At 75.1% G+C, this 17,584-nt stretch carries 17 protein-coding genes; 11 read left to right on the top strand and 6 right to left on the bottom strand.

The genetic code is table 11. The annotated features are described in order from the left end of the window. The 3 genes from PP1_RS02325 to PP1_RS02315 all read right to left on the bottom strand — a co-directional run bounded on the left by PP1_RS02325 (window position 1) and on the right by PP1_RS02315 (window position 3,510). Window positions 1-1,344 carry an MFS transporter gene (locus PP1_RS02325; protein WP_075314216.1) on the bottom strand — a complete coding sequence of 448 codons (1,344 nt, stop codon included), beginning with the start codon at window positions 1,342-1,344 and terminating at the stop codon, window positions 1-3. After that, window positions 1,341-1,934, bottom strand: coding sequence for an NADPH-dependent FMN reductase (locus tag PP1_RS02320; RefSeq protein ID WP_010234137.1), 594 nt, complete (start codon window positions 1,932-1,934; stop codon window positions 1,341-1,343). Before PP1_RS02320 ends, PP1_RS02325 begins: the two co-directional genes overlap by 4 nt. Window positions 1,935-2,019: 85 nt before the next feature. Further along, window positions 2,020-3,510: a PucR family transcriptional regulator gene (locus PP1_RS02315; protein ID WP_075314217.1), complete on the bottom strand. Its 1,491-nt coding sequence runs from the start codon at window positions 3,508-3,510 to the stop codon at window positions 2,020-2,022. Window positions 3,511-3,631: 121 nt separating this feature from the next. On the opposite strand from PP1_RS02315, the gene PP1_RS02310 reads away from it, so the two are divergent. From PP1_RS02310 to PP1_RS02265, 10 genes are all read left to right on the top strand, one after another. Next, window positions 3,632-6,001, top strand: a complete 2,370-nt coding sequence (locus PP1_RS02310) for a xanthine dehydrogenase family protein molybdopterin-binding subunit (protein WP_029239663.1) — start codon at window positions 3,632-3,634, stop codon at window positions 5,999-6,001. Window positions 6,002-6,024: 23 nt separating this feature from the next. Further along, on the top strand, window positions 6,025-6,747 hold the full coding sequence (gene pxpA, locus PP1_RS02305) for a 5-oxoprolinase subunit PxpA (RefSeq protein WP_010232662.1): 723 nt from the start codon (window positions 6,025-6,027) through the stop codon (window positions 6,745-6,747). A gap of 10 nt (window positions 6,748-6,757) precedes the next feature. Beyond that, window positions 6,758-7,003 carry an acetyl-CoA carboxylase gene (locus PP1_RS02300; RefSeq protein WP_010232661.1) on the top strand — a complete coding sequence of 82 codons (246 nt, stop codon included), beginning with the start codon at window positions 6,758-6,760 and terminating at the stop codon, window positions 7,001-7,003. 11 nt (window positions 7,004-7,014) lie between these two features. Then, window positions 7,015-8,364 carry an acetyl-CoA carboxylase biotin carboxylase subunit gene (locus tag PP1_RS02295; RefSeq protein ID WP_075295291.1) on the top strand — a complete coding sequence of 450 codons (1,350 nt, stop codon included), beginning with the start codon at window positions 7,015-7,017 and terminating at the stop codon, window positions 8,362-8,364. Then, window positions 8,361-9,233 carry a 5-oxoprolinase subunit B family protein gene (locus PP1_RS02290; RefSeq protein WP_010235840.1) on the top strand — a complete coding sequence of 291 codons (873 nt, stop codon included), beginning with the start codon at window positions 8,361-8,363 and terminating at the stop codon, window positions 9,231-9,233. Before PP1_RS02295 ends, PP1_RS02290 begins: the two co-directional genes overlap by 4 nt. After that, window positions 9,230-10,204: a biotin-dependent carboxyltransferase family protein gene (locus PP1_RS02285; protein ID WP_010235843.1), complete on the top strand. Its 975-nt coding sequence runs from the start codon at window positions 9,230-9,232 to the stop codon at window positions 10,202-10,204. The genes PP1_RS02290 and PP1_RS02285 overlap by 4 nt, the downstream gene beginning before the upstream one ends. Window positions 10,205-10,301: 97 nt before the next feature. Beyond that, entirely contained in the window at window positions 10,302-11,195 is an 894-nt protein-coding gene (locus PP1_RS02280) for a hypothetical protein (protein ID WP_139323873.1), read from the top strand. A gap of 231 nt (window positions 11,196-11,426) precedes the next feature. Further along, complete coding sequence (locus PP1_RS02275; RefSeq protein ID WP_139323874.1) at window positions 11,427-12,320, top strand: hypothetical protein; 894 nt, start codon at window positions 11,427-11,429, stop codon at window positions 12,318-12,320. A gap of 125 nt (window positions 12,321-12,445) precedes the next feature. Further along, complete coding sequence (locus PP1_RS02270; protein WP_170918895.1) at window positions 12,446-13,075, top strand: hypothetical protein; 630 nt, start codon at window positions 12,446-12,448, stop codon at window positions 13,073-13,075. Window positions 13,076-13,138: 63 nt separating this feature from the next. Continuing rightward, window positions 13,139-13,738 (top strand): hypothetical protein, encoded by a 600-nt coding sequence (locus tag PP1_RS02265; protein ID WP_139323875.1) that lies wholly within the window; start codon window positions 13,139-13,141, stop codon window positions 13,736-13,738. Between the two features lie 3 nt (window positions 13,739-13,741). Here the strand turns inward: PP1_RS02265 and PP1_RS02260 are convergent, their stop codons facing one another. The 3 genes from PP1_RS02260 to PP1_RS02250 form a co-directional block, all read right to left on the bottom strand. Next, window positions 13,742-14,419 carry a pentapeptide repeat-containing protein gene (locus PP1_RS02260; protein ID WP_075315072.1) on the bottom strand — a complete coding sequence of 226 codons (678 nt, stop codon included), beginning with the start codon at window positions 14,417-14,419 and terminating at the stop codon, window positions 13,742-13,744. Window positions 14,420-14,472: 53 nt separating this feature from the next. Beyond that, window positions 14,473-15,453, bottom strand: coding sequence for an esterase/lipase family protein (locus PP1_RS02255; RefSeq protein WP_010237007.1), 981 nt, complete (start codon window positions 15,451-15,453; stop codon window positions 14,473-14,475). Between the two features lie 120 nt (window positions 15,454-15,573). Then, window positions 15,574-15,954, bottom strand: coding sequence for a hypothetical protein (locus PP1_RS02250; protein ID WP_010237011.1), 381 nt, complete (start codon window positions 15,952-15,954; stop codon window positions 15,574-15,576). 169 nt (window positions 15,955-16,123) lie between these two features. Here PP1_RS02250 and PP1_RS02245 point away from each other — a divergent pair, with 169 nt between their 5' ends. Next, window positions 16,124-17,527: an APC family permease gene (locus PP1_RS02245; protein WP_010237014.1), complete on the top strand. Its 1,404-nt coding sequence runs from the start codon at window positions 16,124-16,126 to the stop codon at window positions 17,525-17,527. The last annotated feature ends 57 nt before the right edge of the window (window positions 17,528-17,584 follow it).

Below are 17,584 nucleotides of genomic sequence, written 5' to 3'. Positions count from 1 at the left end.
TCACGTCGCCGGGACCGGGGTGCGCAGCGCGGGCCGCAGCACGGCGAGGGTCCCGGCCGCCGCCGCGACCAGCAGGACCGCGACGCCGAGCCGCCAGCCCGCCGACCCACCGCCGGTCAGGGTCCACCCGAGCGCCGCCACCGCGGGCCCGACGGCGCTGCCGACGGTCCGCGCGGTCATCGCGATCCCGCCGGTCGCGCCCTCGGTGCCGGGTGGCGCCGCGGCCAGCACCGCGGCGTTGACCGCCGGGTTGAACACCCCGCCGGCGACGCCGAGGAGCGCCATCCCCCCGGCCAGCGCGGCCCAGCCCGTCCCGGCGCCGAGCGGCAGCAGCGCCGCGAGCGCGAGCACGCTCAGCGCACCCCCGGCGACGGTGACCCGCAGGGGCCCGAACCGGTCGGTGAGCCGGCCCGCCACCGGCGAGGTCACCGCCACGGCGGCGACGAACACCAGCAGCGCGGAGCCGCCGGACGCGGCCGTCCCGCCCAGCACGTCGGCGACGAACCACGGCACCAGGAACGACACCAGCCCCGCCGTCGTCGACACCGCGAACAGGGCGGCGAGGGTCGGCCCGAACGACGGGCGGCGGACCAGGTCCCGCACCGCGCCCGCCGCGGGCAGGCGCAGCCATCCGGCGAACAGGACGACCGCGGCCACGGCGGCCACCGGCGACCGCCAGCCGGGGCCGCTCCCGTCGAGCGCGAGCAGTACGGCGGTCACCGCACCGCCGAGCAGCACCGCCTCGGCGAGCAGCGACCGTGCCGGCGCGGGCACGCCGCGCACCCGCCGCCGGTCCAGGAACAGGATCCCGGCGACGACCGCGGCCAGCACCGCGGGCACCTTCACCAGGAACACCGCACGCCAGCCCAGTGCGTCGGCGACGAGGCCGCCGGCCGGGGCACCGGCCATCGTGCCCACCGTCATGATCATGATGATGAAGCCGATCGCCCGGCCCCGGCGTTCCGGCGGGACCGACGCCGTCACGATCGGCATGTAGACCGCGACCACCAGGGCCGCGGCGACGCCCTGCACCACCCGGGCGACGACGAGCACCGCGAACGTCGGCGCCAGCACGGTCAGCGCCGTGCCGAGCAGGATCCCGAGCTGGGCCAGCAGGAACACCGGCCGCGGGTCGGCGCGGTCGCCCCACCGCCCGGCCGGGATGCCCAGTGCCGCCATCGGCACCGTGTAGGCCAGCATCACCCAGGCCGTCGCGCCCGGTCCGACGCCCATGTCGGCGCCGACGCCCGGCAGCGCGACCGCGGCGATCGTGATCTCCGAGGTCACCGCGAGCATCGCCAGCCCGAGTGCGGTGACGGCGCCCCGGCGGGCCGGGGCGCTCATGCGACGGTCCCGTAGGTGGCACGGGCGTCGCGCAGGGCCCGTCCCCACCACACGAGCTGGTCGGTGAGCACCCCGGCGGCGGCCGCGGCGGCACCGCCGTCGGCGGGACGGCCGTCGGCGCCGAAGAGCTCCGGGAAGGAGTGCAGGCTGACCGCGTCCCGTACCGGGGCGCCGTGCAGTTCGACGAACACCGGGCGCAGGTGCTCGACCGCGCGGATGCCGCCGGAGAGCCCGCCGTAGCTGACGAACCCGACCGGTTTCGTGGCCCACTCGGCGTGGAACGAGTCGATCGCCGTCTTCAGCCCGGCCGGGTAGGAGTGGTTGTACTCCGGGGTGACGACGACGAACGCGTCGGCCGCGGCCAGCCGCGCGCGCAGCGGGCCGGCCGGGGCCCGGTCGAGTGCGGGGGAGAGGTCCGCGCCGAGCAGGTCGACGACGTCGACCGTGACGTCGTCGCGGTCGTCGATCTCGCCGGCGAACCAGCGGGCCGCGGTCGGTCCGAACCGCCCGGCGCGGACGCTGCCGACGATCACGGCGATGCGGATCGGTGTGCGGATCGGTGTGCGGCTGGGTGTGTCCGTGCCGGTCATGGCGGTGCTCCTCACGTCGTCGGGTGGCCTCCCCACCCGATCCGCCGCGACGCTAGAAGCTGGAGCTGACTTCAGGTCAAGAACATCACCGGCCGGCGTGCAGCGCGAACCACAGCTCGGCCCGCACGCCGGGGGAGTCGAGGTCCCGGTCCAGCAGCGCACCCGCCTTCTCGATCCGGGCGCGCAGCGTGTGCCGGTGCACCCCGAGCCGGGTCGCGGCCGGGTCCCACTGCCCGTGGTGGGCGAGCCACTCGCGCAGCGAGCCGACGAGGTCGCCGCGGCGCTCGGCGTCGTGGCGTACCAGCGGGGCCAGCACCGACTCGGCGAACGCCTCCGCGTCCTCCGGCAGCACCAGTGCCGACAGCCCGCGGGCGGCGAGATCGGCGAAGCGGACGGTGCGGCGGTCCAGGCGCTCGGCGGCGTCGAGCGCGCGCCCCGCCTCGCGCAGGGCCCGGGCCAGGCCGGTCACCGGGGCGGGGTCGGAGATGCCGGCCCGGACGTCGCGGCCCCGGGAGGCCACGGTGAGCAGCGGCGGCACGGCGTCCGCGCCGACGATCACCGCCACCCGGCCGTCGAGCTCCGCGTGGAAACCGGCCGACGCCCGCTCCAGGGTGTCGAGCAGCACGTCGAACCGGCCCGTCGCCGGCCGTCCGCCCAGCGCGACGGCCACCAGGTCGCCGTCGGGGAGCGGCCCCCAGGTGTCGGCCAGGACCTGCTCGGCACCGGAGCCGGGCAGCACGGCCAGTGCCCGGAGCACCGCGGTGCGCACCCGGTGCTCGGCCCGTCCCGCGGCGGCGCTGCGGGCGTGCGCGAGGGTCAGCACCGACACCGCGGAGCCGATGACCTGCCGGTCGACCGGGGAGAACTGGCGGTCCCGGCCCACGACGAGGACCGAGGGCCCGACCATCCGCACCGGCTGGAGCACGACCTGCCCGCCCCCGGCGGCGACCGTGACGCTGGAGGGGCCCGCGTGCTCGCGGACCCGGGCGATCTCGCCCGCCAGCGCGGCGGCCCGCCGCGAGGACGGGCGCGGTGCCGCGTACCGGACGCGCTCGTCGGCGTCGGAGATCAGCGACCACGCGTCGAGGCGCTCGGCGAGCCGGTCGAGCACCCGCCCGGGACCCGACTCGCGGTCGTCGCCGAGCGCGGCGGCGGTGAGCGCGCGCTGGGCCTCGTCGGTGCGGACGACCTCGGCGTAGCGCTCGGCGGCCCGGGCCTCGGACACGGCCCGGCTCAGCGCCAGGAACGGGGTGCGCTCGGGGACCTCCACCAGCGGGAGCCCGGCCCGGGCGCACGCCACGGTGACGGCGGGCAGCAGGTCGTCGTGGCCGAGACCGGTGCCGAACCCGAGGCCGGCGAGCCCGTGCGCGGCGAGCCGGGCGACGTAGCCGTCGGGGTCGGCCGCCGGGCCGAGCCCGGTGGTGAGCAGCAGCTCGCCGCCGTCGAGGTACGGCGTCGGATCGGACAGTTCGCTCGAATGCACCCAGGTGATGCGTCGTTCCAGATCCGCGGAGGGACACGCGGAGCGCAGTCCGAGGCTGCGGTCCGCGCAGAGCTCACGCAACGAGACCGGCACGGCTCCCCCTGACAGATCGGAGTGTGGTGACCCTCGAACTGGACGATCGGGACACTACCGCGTCCGGGTGTCGTGGATCACGCTGTGCCACACGCAGGACGTCGGCGAAGGGAAGCCCAGCGTGACCACCACCGCGCCCCGGTACGTCGGGACGAGCCTCCCGCGCAAGGAGGACCCGGCCCTGCTGACCGGCCGGGCGACCTGGACCGACGACATCGTCCCGCCGGGGACCCTGCACATGGCGTTCGTCCGCAGCCCGCTGCCGCACGCCCGGATCACGAGCATCGACACCGGCGCCGCGCGGCAGCACCCGGGTGTCCGGGCCGTCCTGACCGCCGACGACGTCGACGGCGAGTTCCTCGCCGGCATCCCGTGCGGCTGGCCGGTCACCGAGGACATCAAGGTCCCCGACCACCGCCCGCTGGCCGCCGGGGTGGTCCACCACGTCGGCGACGGCGTCGCGGTCGTGCTCGCCACCAGCGCCGCCGCCGCGCGGGACGGGGCCGACCTGGTCGACGTCGAGTACACCGAGCTGCCCGCGGTCGTCGACATGGCCGACGCGCTGGCCGACGACGCCCCGCTCGTGCACGCCGAGCTCGGCACCAACCACTGCTACACCTGGCCGCTGGCCACCGGGGACGTGGACGCCGCGTTCGCCGGCGCCGACGTCGTCGTGTCGGGGCGGTACCTGCAGCAGCGGGTGGTGCCCTCGCCGATGGAGCCGCGCGCCGTCGTCTGCGTCCCGGACGCGGTCGGTGGCGGGTTCACCGTCTACACCGCCACCCAGGTGCCGCACTTCGTCCGGGACATCCTGGCCGCGTGCACCGGCATCGCCGACACGAAGATCCGGGTCGTCGCACCGGACGTCGGCGGCGGGTTCGGGGCGAAGCTCAACGTCTACGCCGAGGAGTTCCTCGCCCTGGTCCTGGCCCGGAAGCTGGGCACCCCGGTCAAGTGGACCGAGACGCGCTCCGAGCACCACCAGGCCACGACGCACGGCCGCGGCCAGATCCAGGACGTCTCGGTGGCCGCCACCCGCGACGGGAAGATCCTCGCGATGCGGGTGGAGCTGCTCGCCGACATGGGCGCCTACCTGCAGCTGCTCACCCCGGGCATCGCCGTGTTCGGCGCCTTCACCTTCTGCGGGCTCTACGACTTCGGCAGCTACTCCTTCACCGCGAAGGGCGTGTTCACCAACCTCACCCCGACCGACGCCTACCGCGGCGCCGGCCGCTCCGAGGCCGCGTACGGCCACGAGCGGATCATGGACGACCTGGCCCGCGAGCTGGGGATGGACCCCGCCGAGGTGCGGCTGCGCAACCTGCACCCGAAGTTCGACGAGCCGCGTACGGTCCCCTCCGGCGTCCAGTACGACTCCGGCGACTACGAGACCTGCATGCGCACCGCCATGGACCTGGTCGGGTACGACGCGCTGCGGGCCGAGCAGGAGGAGCGCCGCGCATCCGGCGACCCGGTGCAGCTCGGCATCGGGTTCGGCAACTTCACCGAGTCCGGCGGGCTCTCCCCGTCGAAGGTCGCGGCCGGGGTCCGGCTGCAGTCCGGCGGCTGGGAGCAGGCCACCGTCCGGATGACGACGAGCGGCAAGGTCGAGGTCGTCACCGGCACGTCGCCGCACGGCCAGGGGCACGAGACGGCCTGGTCGCAGATCGTCGCCGACCGGCTCGGCGTACACCCCGACGACGTCGAGGTCCTGCACGGCGACACGCTCGTCGCCCCGTTCGGCCGGGACACCTACGGCTCGCGCAGCCTCGCCGTCGGCGGCACCGCCGTCCACCTCGCGGCCGGGAAGGTGCTGGACAAGGCGATGCTGATCGCCGCGCACCTGCTCGAGGCCGACGAGTCCGACCTGGAGTTCAGCGGCGGGCAGTTCCGGGTGGCGGGTACCGGCGGGCCGTCGGTGACCATCCAGGAGGTCGCCGGGGCGGCGTCGCTCGCGGCGGACCTGCCCGAGGGCATGGAGCCCAACCTGACCGCCGACTCGGCGTTCGACCCGCCGAACTTCACCTGGCCGTTCGGCACGCACGTCTGCGTCACCGAGGTCGACACCGAGACCGGGTTCACCCGGATCCGCCGCTACGTCGCCGTCGACGACTGCGGTGTCGTCGTGAACCCGACGATCGTCGAGGGCCAGCTGCACGGCGGCATCGCGCAGGGCATCGGCCAGGCCCTCTACGAGCACGCCACGTTCGACGATGCCGGGAACCCGACCGCGGGCAACCTCGCGTCCTACACGGTGCCGTCGGCGTCGGACCTGCCGAACTTCGAGCTGACCCAGACCGTCACCCCGTCGCCGACGAACCCGATGGGGGTCAAGGGGATCGGCGAGTCCGGTGCGATCGGCTCGTCCCCTGCGGTGGTCAACGCGGTGATCGACGCGGTCGCACACCTCGGCGTCACCCACGTCGACATGCCGGCGACCCCGCAGGCCGTCTGGCGGGCGATCACGGCCGCGGCGCGGAAGACTGCCTGACCCCAGGGGAGAGGAGGCACCTCATGGTGGCCATCAACTGCGACATGGGCGAGTCGTACTCGATCTACCACTGCGGCGACGACGAGGGGCTCATGCCCTACGTGACCGTCGCCAACGTGGCCTGCGGGTTCCACGCGTCGGACCCCCGCGTCATGACCCGGACGGTGAAGCTCGCCAAGCGGCACGGCGTCCGGGTGGGCGCGCACCCGTCGCTCCCGGACCGGGAGGGCTTCGGCCGGCGCGAGATGAAGCTCGACCGCGACGAGCTGACCGCGGCCGTCGTCTACCAGATCGGGGCGCTGACGGGATTCCTGCGCGCCGAGGGCATGGAGCTCCATCACGTCAAGGCGCACGGCTCGCTCTACGGCATGGCGTCGCGCGACGAGGAGGTCGCGGCCGCCGTCGCCGACGCGGCCGACGTGTTCGGCGCGCCGCTGATGGGCATGGCGGGCTCGGTGCACGAGAAGGTCTGGGGCGACCGCCCCGCCGGGTTCATCTCGGAGTACTACGCCGACCTGGACTACCGCGACGACGGCTCGCTGATCATCACCCGCGAGCACCAGGCCTTCGACCCGGAGACGTCCGCGGCGGGCGCGCTGCGCGCGGTCACCGACGGCGTCGCGACCTCCGAGAACGGTCGCGAGATCCCGGTGCGCGCCGACTGCGTCTGCGTGCACTCCGACACCCCGAACGCGGTCGAGCTGGCCCGTGCCGTCCACACCGCGCTGACGCCCCACCTGAGCTGAGGAGCCGCACATGTCCCGTCACGAGGTCGTCTCGCCGATCCCCGGCGTCTTCTACCGGCGGCCGGACCCGGACAGCCCGCCGTTCGCCGAGGACGGCAGCGCCGTGTCCGGCGACTCGCCGGTCGGCCTGGTCGAGGTCATGAAGTCGTTCCACCAGATCGCGGCGGGGGCGTCCGGCACGCTCGTCGAGTTCCTCGTCGGCGACGAGGACGAGGTGGACGCCGGCCAGCCGGTGGCGGTCATCGAGATCGGCTGAGGGACGGCACCGTGGAGAAGCTGCTCGTCGCCAACCGCGGCGAGATCGCCGTCCGGATCGTCCGGGCCGCCCGCGACCTGGGGATCCGGACCGTCGCCGTGCACTCGAAGGCCGACGCCGGCGCGCTGCACACCCGGCTCGCGGACGCCGCCGTCGAGATCGGGCCGTCGCCGGCGTCGAAGTCGTACCTGGTCGCCGACGCGGTCCTGGCGGCCGCGGCGGAGACCGGTGCCGACGCCGTGCACCCGGGCTACGGCTTCCTGTCCGAGCGGGCGTCGTTCGCCGCGGCCGTCGCCGGCGCCGGGCTGACGTTCGTGGGGCCGTCGGCGGCGACGATCGAGCGGATGGGCGACAAGGTCGCCGCCCGGGAGGTCGCCCGCGCCGCCGGTGTGCCGACCGTGCCGGGCACCCCCGGCGGCGTCGACGGCGTGGACGCCGCCGCGGCGGCCGCCCGCGACGTCGGCTACCCGGTGATGCTCAAGGCCGCGGCCGGCGGCGGTGGGCGCGGCATCCGGGTCGTGGACGACGAGGACGGGCTCCGGGCGGCCTTCGGGCAGGCGTCCACCGAGGCGCTGAAGGCGTTCGGCGACGGGACCATGTACCTGGAGCGGTACGTCGAGAAGGCCCGGCACGTGGAGGTGCAGGTCCTCGGTGACGGCTCGTCCGCGGTGCACCTGTTCGAGCGGGAGTGCTCGCTGCAGCGGCGCAGGCAGAAGGTCGTCGAGGAGGCGGTCTCCCCGGGGATCACCGACGCCGTCCGGGACCGCATGACCGCCGCGGCGGTGGCGCTCTGCCGGGAGGTCGGCTACACCTCCGCCGGCACCGTCGAGTTCCTCGTCGACGACGCCACGCAGGAGTTCTTCTTCATCGAGATGAACACCCGCATCCAGGTCGAGCACCCGACGACCGAGCTCGTCACCGGCATCGACCTGGTCGCCGAGCAGCTGCGGATCGCGGCAGGGGAGCCGCTGCGCCCCGGACAGGACGGCATCGAGCGGCGCGGGCACGCCGTCGAGTTCCGGATCTGCGCCGAGGACCCGGAGCGGGACTTCCTGCCCCAGCCCGGACCGGTCGGCCGGATCACCCTGCCGTCGGGGCCGTGGGTCCGCTGCGACACCTGGCTCGAACCCGACGCGACCGTCCCGCCGTACTACGACTCGCTGCTGGCGAAGGTCGTGGTCTGGGGCGGTGACCGGGCCGAGGCGCTCGCGCGGTCGCGCCGGGCGCTGGAGGAGTTCTCCGTCGACGGCATCCCCACGACCGCGGGGCTCCTGCGGTCGCTGGTCGACGAGCCGTGGATGGCGTCCGCCGACTTCCACACCGCAACGCTCGAGCACTGGTTGAGAGGGGACAAGGCATGAGCGCCCGCTACAGCTGGGGCGGCGACGAGTTCGTGTTCGTCGAGCTGGCCGAGGAGATGAGCCTGCAGGCGAACTTCAAGACCGTCGCCATCACCAACCTGCTCCGCGACGAGCGACCGGACGGGATCCTCGAGATCTGCCCGGCCAACGCGTCGTACCAGGTCCGCTACGACCCCGACGTGCTGGAACCGCACGCCTTCCTGGCCCACCTGAAGGAGCTGGAGGACCGCGTCGGCGACGCGCTCGGCGTGACCCTGGACTGCCGGGTCGTCGAGATCCCGGTGCTCTACCAGGACCCGTGGACCACCGAGACGCTGATGCGGTTCCGCGACCGTCACCAGGACCCGGACGCCACCGACATCGAGTACGCGGCCCGGATCAACGGCTTCGCCGGTGTCGACGAGTTCATCGGCGCGCACTCCGGGTCGCCCTGGTTCACCTCGATGGTCGGGTTCGTCGCCGGACTGCCCTTCAAGTACCAGATGGTGCCGCGGGAACGGCAGATCGTGGTGCCCAAGTACCTGCGCCCGCGCACCGACACCCCGAAGCAGACCGTCGGCTACGGCGGCTGCTTCTCCTGCATCTACTCGGTGCGCGGCGCCGGCGGCTACCAGATGTTCGGCATCACCCCGGCGCCGATCTACGACCCGCGGCAGACCAAGCCGGACTTCACCGAGCACACGGTGTTCATGCGGCCCGGCGACATGGTCAAGTTCCGGCCCATCGACCGCGACGAGTACGACGACGCGCAGGCGCGGGCCGAGGCGGGGGAGTACCGGATCACCGTCCGGCCCGTCGAGTTCGACCTGCAGCCGTTCCTGGACGACCCGGACGGCTACAACAAGCGCCTCCTGGAGGTCCTCGCATGACGGCGATCGAGGTCCGCAAGCCCGGTCTGTCCACGACGGTCCAGGACCGCGGACGATCGGGGTACTACCACCTGGGCATCCCGCCGTCCGGTGCACTGGACATGTACTCGCCCGAGGTGGCGAACGCGCTGGTCGGCAACACGCCGGACGCCGCGGTGCTCGAGATCGTCTACATGGGCCCGGAGCTGCGGTTCACCGGCCCCGCCGTCGTCGCGGTGACCGGCGCGGAGATCGCACCACGGGTGAACGGCGAGGCGCGCCCGCAGTGGGAGTCGTTCGCCGTCGCCGAGGGCGACGTGCTCGACTTCGACTACCTCAAGGCCGGGGCGCGTGCCTACCTGGCGGTGTCCGGCGGGCTCGACACCCGGGTCGACCTCGGCAGCCGCGCCACCTACGTGATCGGCTCGCTCGGCGGCGTGGACGGCCGCCCGGTCGCCGAGGGCGACGTGCTCCCGGTCGGCGACGGCGGGACGGGCCGCCCCGGGCGCGTGCTGCCGGCCGCGCTGCGCCCGGTCATGGCGAAGGACGTCGAGGTACGGGTCGTGATGGGCCTCTACGACCACCGGCTGACCGACACCGGCCGGGCCACGTTCCTCGACACGACCTGGACGCTGACGCCGGTCGCCGACCGGATGGGGTTCCGCTACGCCGGCGGGCAGCTGGAGACCGTCGACCGCGAGCCGCCGTTCGGGGCGGGGCAGGACCCGTCGAACATCGTCGACTCGCCCTACCCGATCGGCTCGATCCAGGTGCCGGGCGGCGTGGAGCCGATCGTCCTGCACCGCGACGCCGTCTCCGGCGGCGGGTACATGATGGTCGCGACGGTGATCTCCGGTGACCTGGACGTCGTCGCCCAGTCGGCCCCCCGGACCCGGACCCGGTTCGTCGAGGTCGATCTGGAGACCGCGCTGGGGTTGCGCGCCGAACGGAAGGACCGGATCGCCCGCATGTACGCCGCGTTGGGCGATTGACCCGTTCGATTCCCCCGATCGGGGTGGCCGAACGCGATCATCTGGTCCACACTCGACGCTCGGTCACACACCGATCACGGGGAGGCGGCGGACGCAGATGAGCGGCAGGCACCGGAGGACCGTTCGTGCGGGGCTCGTCAGGAAGATCCTGGCGGTCGCAGTGCCGTCGATCGGCGCGCTCGCGCTGGCGGCGGCCGTCGTCATCGGCAGTGGCATGGTCGGCGACCGCGCCGGCGCCCGTCCGGCCGAGCCGGAGGCGGGTGGGCCCGACCCGGTGGGGACACCACGGCCGGGCACGACCGGCGAGTCGTCGCCGCTCGCGGCACCGGCGCCCGATCCGGCCGGGGCCGCGGGGTCGGCCGCCGGAGCGGTACCGCGCGCCGCCGGATCCGACCGCTCCGCCGGAACGGCGCAGGACGGGTCGTCCGGTGCGCGGAGCGCTCGGCCGGACCGTGGTGCCGCCCCGGGCAGCGGCTCGTCCTCCAGCGCTTCCTCCAGCGGCTCGTCGAGCGGTTCGTCGTCGGGCAGCGGGTCCGCGTCCGGGGGCAGCTCCTCCGGCGGTGGGCACGACCGCGCGTCGGGATCGGGCACGGCCACCGGACGGGACACCGCCACCGGGCCGGCCGACCCCGTCGCCGTTCCCCGGCAGCGTTCCGCCGGTCCCACCGGTACCCCGGCCGCACAGCAGCCCAGCACCCCGCAGCAGCCCAGCGCCATGCAGCAGCCCAGCGCCCCGCAGGAGCCCAGCGCCCCGCAGCAGAACACGGTCCCGCAGCAGCGCTCGGCGGAGCCGTCCCCGTCGTCGGCTCCGGGCAGCCGCTCCGAGCCGGCCGACCAGGACCCGTCCGACGGCTCCGGCTCCGGTGGATCGGCCCGCGACGACGACCGGGGTTCCGACGACGCCCTGGTCCGGCTGCGGCTGAAGGTGCTGGAGTCCCAGGACGTCGAGGTACGCGTCCCGGGGCCCGCACTGTCGCTGATCGGCGACTGAGCGGGCGCCGCCACCCGGCCCGTCCGAGCCCCGCTGTCGGCGCCGGCGCCGCCCTCCGCATCCGGTCACCGCGTGCCGTGCGTCACCGGACGGCCCGGCCCGCTCGTCGACGTCACCCGCTGAACCGGCCCGGACCGGCCGGACCCACCCGATCGGCGCATGACCGGGGCGCCGGACAGCCGTCACGATCATGGGTATGACTGCGCCGAACGGCTCATCGGAATGTGGCTGATGCCGGGCCGGCACTCCGTCCCGGGCGCGCCGGAGGCGCCGGAGGCGGCACCGCCGGGCGGCCCGAACGGGCCGGACCCGCTGCGGGAGGCTCCGCCGGAGCCCGTCGCGCGGCCCGGGGACCGGGCTCCCGCCGCCGGTCACGCCACGCGATCCGTGACCGGCGGCGGGCGGCCCGCGCGGCGTCTGCGGACGGTGCTCGCCGGCGTCGTACCGGTCCTGCTGGCGGCCTCGTTCGCCGCGGCGGTCGGGACGGGGCCGCTGGGCGGGAACGCTCCGGCCGGGCAGCGCACCGGACTGTCGGTGCCGGTCCCGACGTTCGCGGGCGGCCCGCCCGCCTCGTCGCCGGAGGGTGCCACGGACGGGGGCGTGATGGAGGCCTCGCCCGACCTGCGGGCGCGGCCGCCCGCCACGGCGGGGGCGGGGTCACGCGAGACGGCGGCAGCGGGGGCCGCCGGGGACGCGGCACGCGCCGCTGCCGTCCGGGTGGCCGACGAACGCGCGGTGGCGCAGGAGCGGGCGCAGGAGGCCCGGCGGGCGGAGCAGCGCGCGGCCGCGCAGCGGGCCGGACGCGAGCGCGCGCAGGAGCGGCAGGCCGCCGAGCAGCGTGCGGATCAGCAGCGTGCGGATCAGCAGCGTGCGGACCAGCAGCGTGCCGATCAGCAGCGTGCCGATCAGCAGCGCGCCGCCGAGGAGCGGGCCGCGCAGGAGCGGCGCGACCGGGAACGGGCGGAGCAGCGGGCCCGGCAGGCGCCGGCCCCGTCGGCGCCGCCGCCGGCCGGCACCCCGGCAGCCCCGGCCGGACCTCCGCCGCCCCCGGCGGGCGGGACCCCGGACGGCACCGGACCGGGCGCACCGCCCCGCCCGTCGCCCGCGGCCGAGGGCGCCGTGTAGCGCGGCCCCGGCGTCCGCGCCGGGACCCGTGTGGGTGAGCGGCGGCCGGGCCGCTCGCGCCGCACTCCGGTTCGCGCCATCATCGCTGACCACTACGCCGTTCGGTCGTGCCGGGGAGGGTCCTGATGGGCGGACGTAATCGCGTGCCGCGGGCCGAGCGGCGTGGGTCCCCGTGGACCGCACACGTCGTGCTCCCGCTGGTCGCGGCCGTCGGGGTGGTGGCGACCGTCGTCGCCGTCGTGACCGCAGGAGGGCTGCTCGCCGAGCGGGGGGCCGATGCACCCCGGTCCGGCCCGGGGACGGCCGCCCTGTCCGCCCCGCTCCGGCCCCGGACGGCTCCGCCGATCACCCTGCCGGCGTCCGGCGGGGCGGCCGACGCCGCTGCCGCGGCGGCCCGGGCCGCGACCGACCGGGCGTCGGGTGACACGGCGGAGGACGACGGCACGACCGACGGCACGACCGACGGCACGACCGACGGCACGACCGACGGCACGACCGACGGCACGGACGACGGCACGGACGACGGCACGGACGACGGCACGGACGACGGCACGGCGGAGGGCGACGCGGACCCCGGTCCGGCCGGCGGCATCGGGACCGGCGTCTGCGACCTCGACGGCCCGCCGAGGTTCGACGACCCGCAGAACCCGGACATGATCACCAACAGGGACTGCGGCTACGTCGACGACCAGGGGCGGGAGCGGTCCCGCGACCCCTGGATCGACGACCAGCTGCTGCAGATGCAGGACGGCTGACCGGGATCCGGTGTTTCGACCCGTCCCGAACGGGATACGGAAGGCGGGACTGGAGGCGATCACATGAGCGGTAGGCACCGACGTCCAGGCAGTACCCCCGCCCGCCGTGCCCTGCTGGGCACGGTCCCGCTGGTCGGCGGGGCCGGTCTCGTGACCGGGCTGCTGGCCGGGGCGGCCCCCCAGCCGATCGGCCCGGCCGCGGTGGCCACCACGCTGCCACCACCGGCGGAGCCCGAACTCCCGGGCGCCACGGCGTCCGGCGCGCTGCCCGGGCGTGGGGAGACCGCGATCGACGCCGTCGCCGGCGCCCGTGACGCCGCGCTGGCGCGGGAGGCCGCCGAGACCGCGTCGGCGGACCGGGTCAGCACCGTCGCCGACGAGCTCCGCGCACAGGCCGACGAGCGCGCCGAGCGCGCGCGGGCCGCCGGTGACTCCGAGCTGGCGGACTACCACCGCGCGGAGGCCGAACGCCAGGAGCAGGCGGCGGCGTCGTCGCGGGCGGTGGTCCCGGCGGACTCGGAGCCCGTGGCGGATCCGGGTGAGCAGTGCCGGTCGGCCGACCTCCTGCAGCTCGGCCCGCTCAGCCTCGCCGGCCCGGACGATCCCGACTGCGAGGTCGACCCGTGGGTGGCCGGGCAGGTGCAGGACAGCGAGCCGGGCTGACCGCTACCCGGCCGGTTCGAGCACGGTGAGGCCGAGCGCCGCACAGATCGCGCCGGCCTGCGCGGACGAGATGATCGCGCCCCGCAGCGCGCCCGGGGTGTCGGGCGTGACCTCACCCAGGTCGCACGTGCGCAGGTCCGCCTCCTCCAGCCGGGCGGCGCGCAGCACCGTCCCCCGCAGCCGGCACCGCTCGAAGCCGACGGTGCGCAGGTCGGCGCCCGACAGGTCGGCCTCGGACAGGTCGCACCCGGAGATCCGCAGTCCACGCAGGCTCAGGTCCTGGAGGTCGGCGATCTGCAGGTTGCAGCCCGACAGCGTGAACGACGCCGTCAGGCCGCGCATGCCGCGCAGGGAGACCCCGATCATCCGGCAGCCGTCGAAGCGGGTGTCGCCGAGGACCGCCCCGGCGAAGCGTGCGCCCGAAAGGTCCACACCGGACAGCACGGCGTCGGTCAGGTCCGCCTCGCGCAGGTCGACGGCGGCGAGCGAGGTGCCGGTGATGCGGGCCCGGTCCAGCCGCGCCCCGCGCAGGTCGGCCCCGGCGAGCGAACCACCGTGCAGCTCGAGCCCGGCGAGGTCGGTCTCGCGCAGGTCGCACTCGTCCAGGACGGGCCCGTGGACCGGCTGCCCGCTCCGTGCCGCGGCGATCAGGTCCTCGGGCGTGCTGACGTCGGCGCTCACCGTGCCAGCCTCGCACGGGGCACCGACGGTCCCGTGCGGCGCGGTGGTGCCCGCTACGACGAGGCGGTGGCGGGCGGTGCGTCCGGTCCCACGGGGAGGCACCGGACCGGCTGTGCGTGGTCCGGGTCGAGCGCGTTGGTGATGTGCTGCAACGTGACCGGGTCGAACGCGACGGCGACGTGCTCGGCCAGGTCGGTCGGGCACCCCTCCTGCAGGACGATGTTGTCGGCGCCGTCCATGAGCCCCGAGGTGTAGGGCACGACCAGCTCGTCGTAGCGGGTGAGGATCATCGTGTAGTCGACGCCGTCGACCCGCGGCCCGCCGCCGGAGTTCATCTCGGCGAGGAAGTCCGAGCCGCGCAGGAACTGCCGGCACGACGCGCAGAGCGGGTCGAGCGCGAGCCCGATCGCCGGGCCGAGCCCCAGCTGCTCACCGGTGCGGTTCAGCAGCGCCAGCCCCGCGGTGCTCGTGCCGTCCCACAGCGGGGTCATGCCGACGTACCGGTCGACGTGCTCGGCGCCGCCGAGGAACTTCACGTAGTGGTTCGGCATCAGCGAGCCCTCGGAGTGGCCGACGATGTCGACCTTCTCCGCGCCGGTCTCGTCGAGGACCCGGTCCACGAAGTCGGAGAGCTCCGCGGCGCTCGCCTCCATCGGCGCGAGACCGCCGACCTGGGTGAGCGGCGGTGCGGCGAGCGGGTTGTGGCCGTAGGTGAGGGAGAAGACGCAGTAGCCGCGCTGCTTCAGCCGGGGCGCGATGTAGGCCCAGTTGTTCGCCTGGTTCGCCGACAGCCCGTGCACGAGGACGACCGGGTTCGGGTGGTCCGCGCCCGGTTCGCAGTCCCAGTCGTTCGACCCGGCCGGGGACGGGTCCAGCAGGTCCTGACCGGGCAGCGCCGGGGCGGAGCCGGCGGCGGGTGCCGGGCCGGGTGTGGCCGGTGTGGCCGCCCGGGCCACGGGCGTCACGAGCGCCGAACCGACGACCACCGTCGCCAGTGCGATCGCCGCGATCGCGCCCCATCGCCGTCGGTCCATGCTCGCCGCCTCCTCGCACCGGTTACCGAGCGGTACAACGAGGACGGACCCGGAAGGTTGCGGGCCGTGACCACATGCGGCCGTCCGGGTGAGGGGAGTGGCCGCCGACGGGCACCGCGCTCAGGCGGGAGGGGAGTCCTGTGGCGGGCGCCCGCCGCGACGCATGTTGCCGTTGGTGGTGCGCCGGGTGGGGTCGATGAGGCGCTTCCACTTGGCCTGTGCGGCCTGCCTGCTCGACATCTGCGCCTGCACGGCGTCGGCCACCTGCTGCCAGGTCAGGCCGTCCGACCGCAGGGTCCGGATGAGATCGCGTTCGTAGGCGTCGGCCAGGCGGTGCATCTCCTGGACGAGCGCGTACCAGGCCGCGGCGGCGTCACGGGTCAGCACGCCCTCGGCGGCCCGGGTCTTCATGTCCTCCAGCTGTTCGGGCAGGGACTGCCGCTTCCGGGCGATGGACGGGTCGGCACGCTCCAGCCACCGCTGGGCCTCCTCGATGTTCACGATGTCAATGTTTCATTGACGCCAGCCGATCGTCAACGAAACGACGACCACCGCACCCCGCCACGACGGGGGAGCCGGGCCGCCGGTCCACCGAGGATCGCCGTGACCCTCGACGCGACGGGTGCCCGTCGGGTGGAATGCCCGGATCACCGGTACCGGGGGAGGGCACGTGACCCGACAGGACGACCAGGGGTTCGTGAAGGTGCTCGGCCGGGCGGACGTGCTCGCCGTCGGCTTCGGAGCGATGATCGGCTTCGGCTGGGTGGTGCTCGCGGGGGACTGGGTCTCCGGTGCGGGGACGGCCGGCGCCGCGCTCGCCTTCGTCCTGGGTGGCGGGGTGATGGCCGTCGTCGGCCTCACCTACGCCGAGCTCGTCTCGGCGATGCCGAAGGCCGGCGGCGAGCACCACTACGTGCTGCGCGCGCTCGGGTCGAGGTGGGCGTTCGTCGCGTCGTGGGCGATGGTGCTCGGCTACCTGTCGGTGGTGGCGTTCGAGGCGGTCGCGCTCCCGGAGACCGCGCTCTATCTGTTCCCCGACCTGCAGGCCGGGCTCCTGTGGACGGTCGCCGGCTACGACGTCCACGCCACCTGGGCGCTGGTCGGGATCGCCGGCGCCGTCGTCGTCACCTGGCTCAACTACATCGGGATCCGGCCCGCCGCCGTCGCCCAGACGGTCGCGGTGGCCTTCCTGGTCGGCGTGGCGTTCGTGATGCTCACCGGCATCGCCGCGGGTGGCAGCGCCGCCACGGCCGAACCGTGGTTCACCGGCGGGGTCGCCGGGATGCTCGGCGTCCTCGTCGCCGTGCCGTTCCTGTTCGTCGGGTTCGACGTCATCCCGCAGTCGGCCGAGGAGATCCGGCTCCCCGAACGCCACATCGGACGGCTGCTGGTCGTCTCCGTCCTGATGGCGATCGCGTTCTACGTGGTCATCGTCCTCGGCACCGGTGCCGCGCTCGGCGACGACGAGCTCGCGGGCTCGCAGCTCGCCGCGGCCGACGCGATGGCGACGCTGTGGGGGCACCCGGCGTTCGGCACGCTGCTCGTGCTCGGCGGCATCGCGGGCATCCTGACCAGCTGGAACGCCTTCCTCATCGGCGCGAGCCGCCTGGTGTACGCCATGGCGGCCTCGGGGATGCTGCCGCGCTGGTTCGCTGTGGTGCACCCGCGCCACCGGACGCCGTCGCACGCCGTGCTGTTCATCGGCGGCCTGTCGGTGCTGGCGCCGCTGTTCGGCGACAGCATGCTGACCTGGCTGGTGAACGCCGGCGGGATCACGATCACCATGGGCTTCACGATGGTCGCGGTGACGTTCCTGGTGCTGCGTCGGCGCGAGCCGGCGCTGGAGCGGCCGTTCCGGGTGAGCGGGGGGCCGGTGGTCGGGACGGTCGCGGCCGTCGCCGGGCTCGTCCTGTTCTCGCTGTACCTGCCCGGGATGCCCGCCGCGCTCGGTGCGCCCGAGTGGATCATCGTCGGCGGCTGGTGGGTCGTGGGCCTGTGGTTCCTCACCCGGTTCCCCGAGGTGGGCCCCGGCGTCGACGCCGAGGAACGCCTCGTCCGGGCCACCGGCCGCTGACCGGCCCCGTGGCCCCGGGCCCGGGCTTCCCCGGCCCGCCGCAGTGATGTCGTGCGG

Source organism: Pseudonocardia sp. P1 (genome assembly GCF_000178675.2).
In the GTDB taxonomy this organism is placed as follows: domain Bacteria; phylum Actinomycetota; class Actinomycetes; order Mycobacteriales; family Pseudonocardiaceae; genus Pseudonocardia.
The sequence above is the reverse complement of the archived record's forward strand: the minus strand, read 5'-3'. Positions and strand labels throughout refer to the sequence as shown.

Coding starts and splice junctions, on each gene's coding strand:
- PP1_RS02285 (WP_010235843.1), top strand. CDS start 9,230: ATGACGGCGATCGAGGTCCGCAAGCCCGGTCTGTCCACGACGGTCCAG.
- PP1_RS02320 (WP_010234137.1), bottom strand. CDS start 1,934: ATGACCGGCACGGACACACCCAGCCGCACACCGATCCGCACACCGATC.
- PP1_RS02270 (WP_170918895.1), top strand. CDS start 12,446: ATGGGCGGACGTAATCGCGTGCCGCGGGCCGAGCGGCGTGGGTCCCCG.
- pxpA (WP_010232662.1), top strand. CDS start 6,025: ATGGTGGCCATCAACTGCGACATGGGCGAGTCGTACTCGATCTACCAC.
- PP1_RS02255 (WP_010237007.1), bottom strand. CDS start 15,453: ATGGACCGACGGCGATGGGGCGCGATCGCGGCGATCGCACTGGCGACG.
- PP1_RS02290 (WP_010235840.1), top strand. CDS start 8,361: ATGAGCGCCCGCTACAGCTGGGGCGGCGACGAGTTCGTGTTCGTCGAG.
- PP1_RS02265 (WP_139323875.1), top strand. CDS start 13,139: ATGAGCGGTAGGCACCGACGTCCAGGCAGTACCCCCGCCCGCCGTGCC.
- PP1_RS02300 (WP_010232661.1), top strand. CDS start 6,758: ATGTCCCGTCACGAGGTCGTCTCGCCGATCCCCGGCGTCTTCTACCGG.
- PP1_RS02275 (WP_139323874.1), top strand. CDS start 11,427: ATGCCGGGCCGGCACTCCGTCCCGGGCGCGCCGGAGGCGCCGGAGGCG.
- PP1_RS02280 (WP_139323873.1), top strand. CDS start 10,302: ATGAGCGGCAGGCACCGGAGGACCGTTCGTGCGGGGCTCGTCAGGAAG.
- PP1_RS02325 (WP_075314216.1), bottom strand. CDS start 1,344: ATGAGCGCCCCGGCCCGCCGGGGCGCCGTCACCGCACTCGGGCTGGCG.